This is a genomic window from Pseudomonas paraveronii (genome assembly GCF_963681955.1).
Taxonomy (GTDB): Bacteria; Pseudomonadota; Gammaproteobacteria; order Pseudomonadales; family Pseudomonadaceae; genus Aquipseudomonas; species Aquipseudomonas paraveronii.
The window spans coordinates 5,451,661-5,465,566 of the sequence record NZ_OY817130.1 but is presented as its reverse complement, the minus strand read 5'-3'; the positions used below and the strand labels follow the sequence as shown (position 1 = coordinate 5,465,566).

At 61.8% G+C, this 13,906-nt stretch carries 10 protein-coding genes; all 10 read right to left on the bottom strand.

From position 1 onward, the window contains the following. Window positions 1-29 precede the first annotated feature (29 nt). A complete protein-coding gene (locus U5A08_RS25245; RefSeq protein WP_321849049.1) occupies window positions 30-899 on the bottom strand; it encodes an oxygenase MpaB family protein in 870 nt (289 codons plus the stop codon). 16 nt (window positions 900-915) lie between these two features. Then, window positions 916-2,853, bottom strand: coding sequence for an acetate--CoA ligase (gene acs, locus U5A08_RS25240; RefSeq protein WP_321849048.1), 1,938 nt, complete (start codon window positions 2,851-2,853; stop codon window positions 916-918). A gap of 105 nt (window positions 2,854-2,958) precedes the next feature. Beyond that, window positions 2,959-4,623, bottom strand: coding sequence for a glucose-6-phosphate isomerase (pgi, locus tag U5A08_RS25235; RefSeq protein WP_276194922.1), 1,665 nt, complete (start codon window positions 4,621-4,623; stop codon window positions 2,959-2,961). Window positions 4,624-4,823: 200 nt separating this feature from the next. Further along, complete coding sequence (gene panC / locus U5A08_RS25230; RefSeq protein WP_321849047.1) at window positions 4,824-5,675, bottom strand: pantoate--beta-alanine ligase; 852 nt, start codon at window positions 5,673-5,675, stop codon at window positions 4,824-4,826. After that, window positions 5,672-6,472, bottom strand: a complete 801-nt coding sequence (gene panB / locus U5A08_RS25225; protein WP_253399129.1) for a 3-methyl-2-oxobutanoate hydroxymethyltransferase — start codon at window positions 6,470-6,472, stop codon at window positions 5,672-5,674. The genes panC and panB overlap by 4 nt, the downstream gene beginning before the upstream one ends. A gap of 251 nt (window positions 6,473-6,723) precedes the next feature. Next, complete coding sequence (folK, locus tag U5A08_RS25220; RefSeq protein WP_253399122.1) at window positions 6,724-7,209, bottom strand: 2-amino-4-hydroxy-6-hydroxymethyldihydropteridine diphosphokinase; 486 nt, start codon at window positions 7,207-7,209, stop codon at window positions 6,724-6,726. Window positions 7,210-7,211: 2 nt separating this feature from the next. After that, on the bottom strand, window positions 7,212-8,621 hold the full coding sequence (locus tag U5A08_RS25215) for a polynucleotide adenylyltransferase PcnB (RefSeq protein WP_253399120.1): 1,410 nt from the start codon (window positions 8,619-8,621) through the stop codon (window positions 7,212-7,214). Window positions 8,622-9,318: 697 nt separating this feature from the next. Next, window positions 9,319-10,758: a sigma-54-dependent transcriptional regulator gene (locus U5A08_RS25210; RefSeq protein WP_253399118.1), complete on the bottom strand. Its 1,440-nt coding sequence runs from the start codon at window positions 10,756-10,758 to the stop codon at window positions 9,319-9,321. A gap of 22 nt (window positions 10,759-10,780) precedes the next feature. Then, window positions 10,781-13,735 (bottom strand): sensor histidine kinase, encoded by a 2,955-nt coding sequence (locus U5A08_RS25205; RefSeq protein ID WP_321849046.1) that lies wholly within the window; start codon window positions 13,733-13,735, stop codon window positions 10,781-10,783. Beyond that, entirely contained in the window at window positions 13,719-13,895 is a 177-nt protein-coding gene (locus U5A08_RS25200) for a hypothetical protein (protein ID WP_003176118.1), read from the bottom strand. The genes U5A08_RS25205 and U5A08_RS25200 overlap by 17 nt, the downstream gene beginning before the upstream one ends. Window positions 13,896-13,906 lie beyond the last annotated feature (11 nt).

The window sequence follows — 13,906 nt, the reverse complement described above, 5'->3', positions numbered from 1 at the left end:
CGCGGAGTTTAGCAGTTATGGAGCGTCGCCTACATCAACCCCATCCGCCGATGCGCGCGCTGCACCGAGCCGTTGCGCATCGCCCAACGCAGCAACGGTGCGCTGCGCTTGACCCCTGCCCGCACCAACTGGCGTTGCAGCAGGCTTGGGTGTTGCCCCAGCATTTCGCTCGCCCAGTCCGGCAGCAGGTCGATCCCGGCCTGCATCATCAGGGCGCCAAAGGGCTTTGCCAGTGTGCTGGGAGCCGGCGCATCGAGCAGCAGGCGCAGCACTTCGCGGCTGCGCTCGTCGCACAACAATTGCGGACGGATGCGCGCCAGATAATCCGCAATTTCCTCGCGTGAGCGTGGCACATTCCGTGCGCCCAGGCGTTCGGCGACCAGCGCGATTTCGTCGTAGTAACGGTCCTGATCACGCCCCGACAGGTGCGGGTTGCGATAACGCAGATGAGCGGCGAGGAAGCTGCTGACCTCCGCCACATGCACCCAGGTCAGCAGCTCCGGGTCGCTGGCCGCGTAGGGGCGGCCGTCCGGCGCATGCCCGACGACCTGTAGGTGAACGGTGCGCACTTTTTCGATCAGCCATTCGGCGTCTTTGCGCGAGCCGAAGGTGGTGCCGGAGATGAACTGCGAAGTGCGGCGCAGGCGCCCGAGCAGGTCCTGGCGAAAATTCGAATGGTCCCACACGCCGGCCAGCGCCAAGGGGTGCAAGGCTTGCAGCATCAAGGCGCTGATGCCGCCGATGAGCATGCTGCTGAAGTCGCCATGCACTTGCCAACTGACCGAATCCGGGCCGAACAGGCCGGGGTCGCCCTTGGGGTTTTCCAGGTCCAACTGGCCCAGCGACAAGCCGGTGAGGCTCATCAACTGGGTTTCGATACGGCTGCGGATAAATTCCATGGCGACGCGCGGGTTCCTATCGGTTCAGGCGTTTATCGATCAGGCCGGCGACCACGCTGGGGTCGGCCAGGGTGGAGGTATCCCCGAGGCTGTCCAACTCGTTGCAGGCGATCTTGCGCAAAATGCGTCGCATGATCTTACCCGAGCGGGTTTTCGGCAAGGCCGTGGCCCATTGGATCAGTTCCGGTTTGGCAAAGCTGCCGATTTCCTTGCTGACCAGTTCGAGCAGGTGTTTTTTCAGCGTATCGCTGGGCTCCACGCCATTCATCGGCGTGACGAACGCATAGATGGCCTGGCCTTTGATGTCATGGGGATACCCCACCACCGCAGCTTCGGCCACCCAGTCATGCAGCACCAGGGCACTTTCCACCTCGGCGGTGCCAATACGGTGGCCGGACACATTGATCACATCGTCGATGCGCCCGGTGATCCAGTAGTCGCCGTCTTCATCGCGCCGCGCGCCATCGCCGGTGAAGTAATAACCGGGGTAGGGTTTGAAGTACGTGTCGATCATGCGCTGCGGGTCGCCATAGACACTGCGGATCTGCCCCGGCCAACTGGATTTGATCGCCAGCACGCCGCTGCCGGGGCCGTTGATTTCCTTGCCGTGTTCATCGAGCAGCACCGGCAGTACGCCGAACATCGGTTGGGTCGCACAGCCAGGCTTGATGCGCTGGGCACTGACCAGCGGGCTGAGCATGATGCCGCCGGTTTCGGTCTGCCACCAGGTATCGACAATCGGGCAGCGTTGTTCGCCGACGGCGTTGAAGTACCAGTCCCAGGCTTCCGGGTTGATCGGCTCACCGACGCTGCCCAGCAGGCGAAGGCTGGTACGTGAGGTGTTTTCCAACGGGGCGTGCCCCTCGCGCATCAACGCGCGCAGGGCTGTGGGCGCGGTGTAGAAGATATTGACCTGGTGCTTGTCGATGACCTGCCAGAAGCGCGAGTTGCTCGGGTAGCCGGGCACGCCTTCGAACATCAGCGACGTGGCGCCGTTAGCCAGCGGACCGTACACGATGTAGCTGTGGCCGGTGACCCAGCCCACATCGGCGGTACACCAGAACACTTCGCCATCGCGGTAATCGAGCACGTATTTGAAGGTCATCGCGGCTTGCAGCAGGTAGCCGCCGGTGGTGTGCAGCACGCCCTTGGGTTTGCCGGTGCTGCCGGAGGTGTAGAGGATAAACAGCGGGTCTTCGGCGTCCATCGGCTCGGGCGGGCAGTCGTCGCTGGCGGCATCCACGGCCTGTTGATAGTTGAGGTCGCGGCCGTCACTCCAGTTCACGGCCGCCCCGGTACGCGCCACCACCAGTACGGTGCTGACGTTCGGGCAACTGGCCAGGGCTTTGTCGACATTTTGTTTCAACGCCACCGGCTTGCCGCCGCGCACGCCTTCATCGGCGGTGATCACCGTGCGGCAGTCGGCGTCGAGAATGCGGTCGCGCAGGGCGTCGGGTGAGAAACCACCAAACACCACTGAATGCACCGCCCCAATCCGCGTACAGGCGAGCATGGCGTAGGCCGCTTGAGGAATCATCGGCATGTAGATACACACCCGGTCGCCCTTTTTCACGCCACGGCTTTTCAGCACATTGGCCAGGCGGCTGACGTTTTGGTGCAGTTGGCGGTAGGTGATGGTGGAAGACGTGGTCGGATCATCGCCCTCCCAGATGAAGGCCGGCTGATCGGCGCGTTGCGCCAGGTGGCGGTCGATGCAGTTGTAGCTGACGTTCAATTGGCCGCCGGTAAACCATTGGGTGGCACCGGTCTTGATGTCCGAGGTATTGACGGTGTGCCAGGGGGTTATCCAGTCGAGAAAGCGCTTGGCCTGTTCAGCCCAGAACGTGTCCGGCTGTTCGATGGATTGGCGATAGAGGCGCTGGTAGTCCTCTTGACTCAGTTGCGCAGCCCGGCGGACGGCATCGGCGATGGGAAACGTGCTGATATCGAACATGAGCGATCCTTATTCTTGTTTTTGCGACAAGTCATCAAGATGCACCCAGTAGGGGGAGGGTTCAAGGCCGACGTCCAAATGGACGTCGGCCCTGTGTGACCGACGTCAGCCGCGGTGACGACCGCGGAAGTAGTTGATCAGGCCCTGGGTCGACGCATCGTCGGCCGGGGTTTCTTCGGCGCCGGTCAGGCGGTTGTAAACGCCTTTGCCCAGCTCCTTGCCCAGCTCCACGCCCCATTGGTCAAAGGCGTTGATGCCCCAGATCACGCTTTGCACGAACACTTTGTGCTCATACATGGCGACCAGTGCGCCCAGGCGACGCGGGCTGATGCGCTCGACCACCAGGGTGTTGCTCGGACGGTTGCCCGGGATCACCTTGTGCGGGGCCAGCTTCTGCACTTCGGCTTCCGGCAGGCCCTTGTCGCGCAGTTCGGCTTCGGCTTCGCTGCGGGTCTTGCCGAGCATCAGTGCCTGGCTCTGGGACAGGCAGTTGGCGTACAGCCACTGATGGTGGTCGGACACCGGGTTGAAACTGACGATCGGCACGATAAAGTCGGCCGGGATCAGTTGGGTGCCCTGGTGCAGCAACTGGTGGTACGCGTGCTGACCGTTGCAGCCCACGCCGCCCCAGATCACCGGACCGGTATCGGTGGACACTGGCGTACCGTCCTGGCGCACGCTCTTGCCGTTGGATTCCATGTCCAGCTGTTGCAAGTGTTTGGTGATGTTACGCAGGTAGTGGTCGTAGGGCAGGATCGCATGGCTCTGCGCGCCCCAGAAGTTGCCGTACCACACGCCCAGCAGGCCAAGCAGCACCGGCATGTTCTGTTCGAACGGCGTGTTCTGGAAATGCTGGTCCATGGTGTAGGCCCCGGACAGCAGCTCCTTGAAGTTCGACATGCCGATGGCCAGGGCGATTGGCAAACCGATGGCCGACCACAGCGAATAACGGCCGCCGACCCAGTCCCACATCGGGAAGATGTTTTCTTCGCGAATACCAAAGGCCACGGCGGCCGCGTTGTTGCTCGATACGGCGATGAAGTGGCGATACAGCTCGGCTTCCGAGCCACCCTGGGCCAGGTACCAGGCGCGGGCGGCCTGGGCGTTTTTCAGGGTTTCGAGGGTGTTGAACGATTTCGACGAGACGATGAACAGCGTGGTCTCGGCGCGCAGCTTCATGGTCAGTTCGTGGAACTCACTGCCGTCGATATTCGCCAGGTAGTGGCAACGCACGCCTTTGTGGGCGTAGGACAGCAGCGCTTCGGAGACCAGCTCCGGGCCGAGGAACGAGCCACCGATGCCGATGTTCACCACGTCGGTGATCGGCTTCTCGCTGTAGCCACGCCACAGGCCGTCGTGGATGCGGCCCACGAGGTCGGTGATCTGGTTCAGCACCTTGTGTACGTCCGGCATGATGTTCACGCCGTTGACCGACAACTTGTCACCCACCGGGCGGCGCAGGGCGGTGTGCAGGGCAGGGCGACCCTCGGAGGAGTTCACCGGCTCGCCGGCATACAGCGCGTCGATCGCGGCTTTAAGGTCGACTTCCTTGGCCAGGCCCACGAGCAGATCGCGGGTTTCGCTGGTGATCAGGTTTTTCGAGTAATCGAGGAAAAGCCCGCAGCTGCTCAAGGTGAATTGGGAAAAACGCTGAGGATTGGCATTGAACGCGTCGCGCATGCTGAAATCCTGCATGGCTTGGCGATGTTGATTGAGCGCTTGCCAGGCGGGCAGAGCGGTAACGTCATGAGGGGTGCGGTAGTACGCCATCGCTGCGGGTTTCCTTTTATTACGGGGACTGCCTTTAGGACACTTCAAAGCCCGAAACATCCACTCGTTCACCAAGCAATGGGGTCCGGACAGCGCTAACCATAGCGCAGGGCGAATACATTAAACCTAGCGTGTCGATATGTCTTGGCTTTGTCTGCGCTGTGGCCGGTACTTTTTTATACCGGCGCATCAGGCTGGGGTCAGTCGAGGTTCAGGTGCAGGTTATCGATGAGGCGTGTCGCCCCCAGGTAGGCCGCAACCAGGATCACTACGTCGCGATCCTCGGGCGTGGCTGGACGCAGGTGGACGCCTTGGCGCACTTCGAGGTAATCCAGGCGCATCCCGGCGGCCTCGATCTGCTGGACCTGTTCGGCACGCAGTTTGGCGAAGTCGCGGTCACCGTGTTTGATCGCGGCGGCCATCTGACTCAGGCTGCGGTACAGCAACGGCGCGATCGCCCGCTGCTCAGCGGTGAGGTAACCGTTACGCGATGACAGCGCGAGGCCGTCATCGGCGCGGACGGTCGGTTCACCGATGATCTGGATCGGCATGTTCAGGTCATGGACCATGGCGCGAATCACGGCCAGTTGCTGGTAGTCCTTCTGGCCGAATACGGCCATGTCCGGCTGGACCATGTTGAACAGCTTATTGACCACCGTGGCCACGCCTTCAAAGTGCCCGGGACGGCTGGCGCCGCACAGGCCTTCGGACAATTGCGGCACGCTGACGCGGGTCTGGCCGGTCATGCCGCCGGGGTACATTTCCTCGACGGTCGGCGCGAACAACAGGTTGCAGCCGGCTTGCAGGAGCTTTTCCTGGTCGGCGGCGAGGGTGCGCGGGTAGGTGTCCAGGTCTTCGCCGACGCCAAACTGCAGCGGGTTGACGAAGATGCTCGCCACCACGAAGTCCGCCTGCTGGGCAGCCTTGGCCACCAGGGTCGCGTGCCCGCTGTGCAGGTTGCCCATGGTGGGCACAAAGCCAATGCGTTTGCCGGCGTTGCGGGCATGGGCGACGGCAGCCCGCAGTTCGCGGACGGTTTTTACGGTGTTCATGCAGAGAATCCGTGTTCGGCGCCAGGGAAGGTCACGCCTTTGACTTCGGTAACGTATGCGCTCAACGCAGCGTGGATGCTGTCCTGGCCGGACATGAAGTTCTTCACGAACTTCGGCACGCGGCCGGTCATCGACAGGCCGAGCATGTCGTGCAACACCAGGACCTGGCCGTCGGTGGCCGACCCGGCCCCAATGCCGATTACTGGCACTTTAACCGCATGGGTGATTTCTGCAGCCAGTTCGCTGGGCACGCATTCGAGCAGGATCATCGCCGCGCCGGCCTGTTCCAGCGCGATTGCATCGGCACGCATCTGGCGCGCCTGGGCTTCATTGCGGCCTTGGACCTTATAGCCGCCGAGGATATTCACGGACTGCGGCGTCAGACCCATGTGCGCACACACCGGCACGCCACGTTCAGCCAGCAGACGGATCGACTCGGCGAGCCAGACGGCGCCTTCCACCTTGACCATGTGCGCGCCGGCCTGCATCAGTTTGCCGGCGTTCTGGAAGGTTTGTTCGAGGGTGGCGTAACCCATGAACGGCAGGTCGGCGATGATAAAGGCGCCGTCGTTACCGCGCTTGACGCTGGCGGTGTGGTAGGCGAGTTCATCCGTGGTGACGGGCAGGGTGCTGTCATTCCCTTGAAGAACCATGCCCAGGGAGTCGCCCACCAGTAACACCTCGACACCGGCTTGGCAGCAGGCGTGGGCGAAGGTGGCGTCATAGCAGGTCAGCATGCTGATTTTTTCACCTTTGAGCTTGAGACTCTGCAAGGTGGTCAGGGTAACGTCTGGCATGAAAAGGGTCCTCGTTCAGGCGCTTGGAAACAGCGAGTAACGCGCGTGAGTCTTCGTTTATACAGGCGCACTTTCTTGATATTAGTGCTTATAAGGCCTGGATTGCGCCCTTTAGCGCCGGTTGGCGGCAGCGGGACGCCTATAGTCGTGAGGAGGACACGGGAAGTCAATTGCATGTGTTACCGCATTGTTACGGCGGTGGTGTTACCGCTGTAACTGATGCGATTCAGCAGGGTGGGGCGGGCCGCGAGTCAGGCCGCCGCGATGCGTTCCAGGCCGACAAACGGGCAGGCCGCCAGCAGGTCGCTAAGGCGCTGGCCATCGGGCAATTGCAGGGTGGCTGGCGCCAGTTCGGCCAGCGGGTACAGCACGAAGGCGCGCAGGTGCATCTGGTAGTGCGGCACTTGCAGGCGGGGTTCGTCGATCAGGCGGTTGCCGTACAGCAGGATATCCAGGTCAAGCGTGCGTGGGCCCCAACGCTCAAGGCGTTCGCGGCCTTGGTCGTTCTCGATGGCTTGCAGCGCATCGAGCAGTTCCAGCGGCGCCAGGCTGCTGTCCAGGGCCGCGACCGCATTGGTGTAGCGCGGTTGGCCGGGGAGCAGGGAGTCGCTTTGATAGAAGGCCGACACTCCCGCGACGGTAGTCCCCGGCAATTGCGCCAACGCTTCGATAGCGCTGCGCAATTGTTGCTCCGGGGCCGCCAGGTTGCTGCCCATGCCGATGTAGATGCGTTCCACGTTTATTCGCCTGCAGCGCCCGAGGCATCGCCGGCGCTGCGCTTGCGTTTGCTGCCGCTGCGACGACGTTTTTTCGGGCCAGCACCTTCGCCGACGCCATCGCCTTTGCTGCCGAGCTCACGAATCATCTCGCGGCGCTCGCTGTCATTGGCGTCCTGGTAGTCGGTCCACCATTCGCCCAGGCCGTCAGTCTGCTCGCCGGCGCTTTCACGCAGCAGCAGGAAGTCGTAGCCGGCGCGGAAGCGCGGGTTGTCCAGCAACAGGTCGGCACGCTTGCCGCTGCGACGTGGCAGGCGTTCCTGCATGTCCCAGATCTCGCGGATCGGCATCGTGAAGCGTTTCGGAATGGCGATGCGCTGGCACTGCTCGGCGATCAGCTCGTGAGCGGCTTCCTGCATGGCCGGAATCGGCGGCATGCCGCGATCCTGCAGGCGCAGTACGCGTTTCGGCAAGGCCGGCCACAACAAGGCGGCAAACAGGAACGCCGGGGTGACCGGTTTGTTCTGCTTGATGCGCAGGTCGGTGTTGATCAAGGCTTCGCTGATCAGGGTGTGGGTATACGTCGGGTTGTATTCCAGTGCTTCGGCACTCGCCGGGAACAATGGGTCGAACAACTGCAGGTCGACGAGCATTTCGAAGGTGTCGGCGGCGTAGCCCGAGAGAAACAGCTTGAGCACTTCTTCGAACAGGCGCGCCGAGGGGATTTCCCGCAGCATCGGCGCCAGTTCGCGAATCGGCGCAGCGGTGTGTCGCTCGATACCGAAGTTCAGCTTCGCAGCGAAACGCACCGCCCGCAGCATGCGCACCGGGTCTTCCTGATAGCGCTGCGCCGGGTCGCCGATCAGGCGGATCAGGTTGTTGCGAATGTCGTGTACGCCGTTGGCGTAATCGAGGATGCGCTCACTGACCGGGTCGTAATACAGCGCGTTGATGGTGAAGTCGCGGCGCTGCGCGTCTTCTTCCAAGGTGCCGTAGACGTTGTCGCGCAGGATGCGTCCGCTTTCGTTGCGGGAAGACTGATTGGTGTCTTCTTCCTCATCGTTTTGCGGATGACCGGCGCGGAAGGTCGCGACCTCGATGATTTCGCGGCCAAAGTGAATATGCACCAGCTTGAAGCGGCGGCCGATGATTCGCGCATTGCGAAACTCGGCACGCACTTGCTCTGGCGTGGCGCTGGTGGCGACGTCGAAGTCCTTGGGCGTGATATTGAGCAACATGTCGCGTACACACCCGCCCACCAGATAAGCCTGGTAGCCGGCGTTCTGCAAGCGTTCGACGATGTTCACTGCATAACGGCTGAACTGAGCGCGTTGCAGCGAATGTTGGCTGCTGTTGAGCACTTCAGGCGTGCTGCGTTTGTGTTGCGTTCGACGCAAGGGGGAACGGAATGACTGGAACAACTTCTTCAGCATGGGATGCACTGTTTGAAGGAATGTTCGGCCATAACAAAGAATGACCGCATGATGGGCCGGGATTCTAGCATTTAGTCGGGGGATGGTGTAGGAACAAGCTGCAGGCCTTGCGCCATAAGCCTCAAAACGTTAAATACCGGAAACTACAAGGGGAGCCGAAGCTCCCCCAGAAGTAGTTGCGTGCTCTATTTTTATTATTGGTTTCGGGCTTCTTGTTTTTGTTGATCGCCCTCGCCATGAAGTGTGACCTTCACGACACTCCCAATCGGGAGTCAAGAGCAAACGGATTGCTTTGGTCGCTGTGTTGCTGATCTACGATCCAACCAGTTCAGGCTCTGCCTTAGGGCAGTTTTTGTTGTTCTCGGCCTGGTTGCGGGGCAAGCCCCAAATGCAACGCCTCTCCAAAAGAATCAGTTAGCTGCGCCTCCGCCGTGTTGTTTTTATTGTGCGTGAGTCGATTCGTCTTATTTTTATTGTCTTGTACAAAGCTTGTTATTGTTTTTGTACTAAGCATATAGCAGGGTGCGTGCCAACTTTTGCGCCGACCAGCAAAAACGGGGGGTTGAGGGGTTTTTGGCTGTTTGGCGGCGAAAAAAAAGCCGGGGCTTCGTTACCGTAAGCCCCGGCTTTTGTTACGCGAAATATCCGCGGTAACAGTTTTTTCACATCGGCGGGTGTTACCTGTGGGGGCGCACCCTCAACTCTCGCTGGCCACTCCGGTCTTGCGTCGTGGAATGCCCAGGCGCTGGCGCCGTTCCCACAGGCACTTGCGGCTCACGCCCAGCTTGCGCGCCAGTTCGGTCTCGGTCATGTGGTCCTGGTGCTCCAGGACGAAATGCTGGAAGTAGTCTTCCAGTGACAAATCTTCCGTCGGTTCATGGCTGGTATTGCCGGCGGCGCCCTGTTGCGGGGCCAGGCCGATGAAATCGTCGTCTTCCAGGTCGCTGAGCTCTATATCGATACCCAGCATTTCGGCGGAAATTTCCGGGCTCTCCGACAGAATCACCGCGCGCTCGACCGCATTCTCCAACTCCCGCACGTTACCCGGCCACGAGTAGTGCCGAATCGCCTGCTCGGCGTCCGCCGCGAAACGCAGGTCGGTACGATTGATGCGTGCGCTCTGGCGCAACAGGAACGCGTTGGCGATCTCGTTGACGTCGGCGCCCCGTTCACGCAGGGCTGGCAGCTTGAGCGCGATGACATGCAGGCGGTAGTACAAGTCTTCGCGGAACTGGCCGATCTTGGCCAGGCTCTTCAAATCACGGTGAGTGGCCGCGATCAGGCGAACATCGACCTTCTGCGATTGCACCGAACCCACCCGGCGGATTTCCCCTTCCTGCAGCACGCGCAGCAGACGCGCCTGGGCTTCCAGGGGCAACTCGCCGATTTCGTCGAGGAACAGCGTGCCGCCGTCCGCCGCTTCCACCAGGCCCGCGCGCCCGGCGCTGGCGCCGGTAAACGCGCCTTTCTCGTGGCCGAACAATTCGGATTCGATCAGGGATTCAGGAATTGCCGCGCAGTTCACCGAGATCATTGGTGCCTTGGCGCGCTTGGACAGGTTGTGCAGGGCGCGGGCCACCAGTTCCTTACCGGTCCCCGATTCGCCTTGGATCAGCACATTCGAGTCCGTCGGCGCCACTTTGCGGATCTTGCTGTACAGGTCCTGCATCGGTGGGCAGGAACCGATGATGCCGATCTCGCCATTGCTGTTGTCGATGCCCGGCTTGTCGGCGCCGTTGGCAGCCTTGCCGGCGGGGCGCTGTTCGGCGGGAGCGCTGCTGGCCGACTGGCGGTCGCGCAGGATGCGGGCCACGGCCTGGAGCATCTCATCGTGGTCGAACGGCTTGGCGATGTAGTCCACCGCGCCCATCTTCATCGAGTCCACTGCCGAGCGCAGGCTGGCGTAGCTGGTCATGATCAGCACCGGGGTGCCCTGGCCGAGCTTGATCAACTCGGTGCCCGGCGCGCCCGGCAGGCGCAGGTCGCTGACAATCAGGTCGAACGTGGGAATGCTGAATCGCTCTTGGGCTTCCTGCACCGAGCCGGCTTCGCTGACCTGGTACTGATTACGTTCAAGCAGGCGACGCAAGGCAGAGCGGATAATGGTTTCGTCTTCGACGATCAAAATGTGCGGCATTGATTCAATTCTCTCGACGGTCTCAGTTCACAGCGGACGTCGCTTCGACATGACGCGGCAAGGTCACCCGAATACGGGTGCCGCGTTGGCTTTCTGTGTCAGCCGGGCTGTCGATGGTGATTTGTCCATAATGCTCTTCAACGATGGAATAGACCAGTGCAAGGCCCAGACCGGTGCCTTCACCGGGGTCCTTGGTGGTGAAGAAGGGTTCGAACAAGCGGTCCTTGATGTTCTGTGGAATGCCGCTGCCTTCGTCCTCCACGATCAAGTCGACCGTGTGCTCGAATGCCTCGCTCTTGACGCGTACCGCACTGCCGGCCGGGGAGGCGTCACGGGCGTTCGACAATAGGTTGATCAGCACCTGCGCCAAGCGCTGGGAGTCACCGTCGACCCAGTGGTCCGGATCGCACAGGTTGAAGAACTGTACTTCGAAATTGCGTCGGTTCAAGGCCAGCAGCCCAATGGCATCCTGTGCCACTTCGGCCAGGCACACCGCTTCGTCGTGGTTCTGATGCGCGCCGGCGTGAGCGAAGCTCATCAGCGACTGCACGATGCGCGACACGCGCTTGGTCTGTTCGAGGATCTGCCCGCTGATCTCGGTGATTTCGCCGTCTTCCTCGCGCTCTTCGCGCAGGTTCTGCGCCAGGCAGGCGATGCCGGTGATCGGGTTGCCGATTTCATGGGCCACGCCGGCTGCCAGGCGACCGATACTCGCCAGGCGCTCGGAATGCACCAGCTTGTCTTCGAGCATCTGGGTTTCGGTCAGGTCTTCCACCAGCAACACCAGGCCGCTGTTCCCGGGGGCCAGGGGCTCGTCGATCGCCGCCTTGTGCAGGTTGAGCCAGCGGGTCTGGCCGTCGAGCGCCAGGTGCTGCTTGTGCAAGTGCTCGTCGGGCAGGTTGATAAAGCCTTGCAGCAGTTCCTTCCACGGGTCGCCCAGGGTATTGAGGCGTGAGCCCACGACCCGTTGCGCGGCGATCCCGGTGAGTTCTTCCATGGCCTTGTTCCACATCAGAATCTCCTGGTCCTTGGCCAGGGAGCAGACCCCCATCGGCAGTTCCTGCAGGGTCTGGCGGTGGTAACGGCGCAAGGCATCGAGTTCGGCGGCGAGGCCGGTGAGGCGTGAGTGGTAATCCTCCAGCCGGCTTTCGATGAAATGGATGTCTTCAGTGACGTAGTTTTCGCCCCCAGCCTTGTAGGGCAGGAACGTTTCCACCATGTCCTGCGATACGCTGGGGCCCATCAGCCCGGACAGGTTGGCTTCGATTCGGTCGCGCAGGCGGCGCAGGGCGTAGGGCCTGCGCTCGTCAAACGGCAGATAGAGATCGCGCAACGCCTGTTCGACTTCCTTTTGCGCGGCCTTGGCGCCCAGGGGCTTGGCCAGTTGCGTGGCGAACTCCTGGGGCGAGGCGGCATGCAGTTCACGGCGTTGCGGACGGCGCACGTTGTCCACCGCGCAGGCTTCGGCGGCGCTGGTTTCTTCCGGGCTGGCGTTGGTGAACAGCGAGATCAGGGTGAACATCAGCACGTTGGCGGCCAGCGAGGCAATCGCCGCCATGTGCCAACTGGTGTCGTCGAGCACGTAGATCATGTTCAACAGCGGGATGTAGAAACCCTGCAGATTGCCGACCAGCGGCAGCAGCATGGTGATCAGCCACACCAGAATCCCCGCGAGCAGCCCGGCGATAAAACCACGCCGATTGGCCGTCGGCCAGTACAGCACCGACAACACCCCCGGCAGGAACTGCAAGGTGGCGACAAACGCGACGATGCCCAGGTTGGCCAGGTCTTGCCCGGCGCCCAGCAGCAGGTAGAAACCGTAGCCGGCCATGATGATCGCGACGATCAGCGCGCGACGGGTCCATTTCAGCCAACGGTAGATATTGCCTTCGGCCGGCGGCTGGTACAGCGGCAGCACCAGGTGATTGAGCGCCATGCCCGAGAGGGCCAGCGTCGTGACGATGATCAAACCGCTGGCCGCTGACAACCCACCGACATAGGCCAGCAGCGCCAGGGCCGGGCTGTTGGCGGCAATGCCGACGCCGAGGGTGAAGTATTCGGGGTTGGTGGTGGCACCCAACTTGAGGCCGGCCCACAGGATCAGCGGCACCGCCAGGCTCATCAACAGCAGGAACAGCGGCAAGCCCCAACTGGCGCTGACCAGCGAGCGCGGGTTGAGGTTCTCGGTGAACGTCATGTGGTACATGTGCGGCATCACGATGGCCGAGGCGAAGAACACCAGCAGCAGCGTGCGCCACGGGCCTTCCTGCAGCGGGGTGTGCAGCGCGGCGAGGGCGGTCTGGTTTTGCAGCAGCCACAACTCCAGCTGTTGCGGGCCGTCGAACACGCCGTAAAGCGCATAGAGGCCGACGCCACCGATGGCGATCAGCTTGATCACTGACTCGAAAGCAATCGCAAAGACCAGGCCTTCGTGTTTCTCGCGGGTGGCGATGTGGCGCGAACCGAAGAAAATCGTGAACAGGCTGATCAGCGCGCAGAAGGCCAGGGCGACGCGATATTGCACCGGCTCACGGGTCAGGATGCTGATGGAGTCGGCCACCGCCTGGATCTGCAGGGCCAGCAAGGGCAGCACACCGATTAGCATGAAAATCGTGGTCAGCGCACCGGCCCAGGTGCTGCGAAAGCGAAACGCGAACAGGTCGGCCAGGGACGACAGCTGATAGGTCCGCGTGATTTTCAGGATCGGGTACAGCAGCACCGGCGCCAGCAAAAAGGCCCCGGACACCCCGAGGTAACTGGACAGAAAACCATACCCGTACTGATAGGCCAGGCCCACCGTGCCATAGAACGCCCAGGCGCTGGCGTACACGCCCAGGGACAAGGTGTAGGTCAACGGATGGCGAATGATCGCCCGCGGAATCATTCCGCGCTCACTGATCCAGGCGACACCGAACAACGTGGCCAGGTAGGCGGCGCTGATCAGCAGCATCTGGGTGAGGCTAAAGCTCATCGGCATCTTTTTGGCTCTGCAGGATGAAAGTCACGACGATCAGGATCAGCCACAGCAGATAGGGGCGATACCAGGCGCCTGTGGCGTCGATCCACCAATCCATGATGGCGGGGGAAAACAGGTAGATCCCGACGACCAGCAGCAGGACCAAGCGATAGATGTACATGTCGGCCTCTG

What these genes read in the sequence shown, in the direction of transcription:
- U5A08_RS25215 (WP_253399120.1), bottom strand. Translation starts at nt 8,621, where the DNA reads ATGCTGAAGAAGTTGTTCCAGTCATTCCGTTCCCCCTTGCGTCGAACG.
- pgi (WP_276194922.1), bottom strand. Translation starts at nt 4,623, where the DNA reads ATGGCGTACTACCGCACCCCTCATGACGTTACCGCTCTGCCCGCCTGG.
- U5A08_RS25245 (WP_321849049.1), bottom strand. Translation starts at nt 899, where the DNA reads ATGGAATTTATCCGCAGCCGTATCGAAACCCAGTTGATGAGCCTCACC.
- panC (WP_321849047.1), bottom strand. Translation starts at nt 5,675, where the DNA reads ATGAACACCGTAAAAACCGTCCGCGAACTGCGGGCTGCCGTCGCCCAT.
- acs (WP_321849048.1), bottom strand. Translation starts at nt 2,853, where the DNA reads ATGTTCGATATCAGCACGTTTCCCATCGCCGATGCCGTCCGCCGGGCT.
- U5A08_RS25205 (WP_321849046.1), bottom strand. Translation starts at nt 13,735, where the DNA reads ATGCCGATGAGCTTTAGCCTCACCCAGATGCTGCTGATCAGCGCCGCC.
- U5A08_RS25200 (WP_003176118.1), bottom strand. Translation starts at nt 13,895, where the DNA reads ATGTACATCTATCGCTTGGTCCTGCTGCTGGTCGTCGGGATCTACCTG.
- panB (WP_253399129.1), bottom strand. Translation starts at nt 6,472, where the DNA reads ATGCCAGACGTTACCCTGACCACCTTGCAGAGTCTCAAGCTCAAAGGT.
- U5A08_RS25210 (WP_253399118.1), bottom strand. Translation starts at nt 10,758, where the DNA reads ATGCCGCACATTTTGATCGTCGAAGACGAAACCATTATCCGCTCTGCC.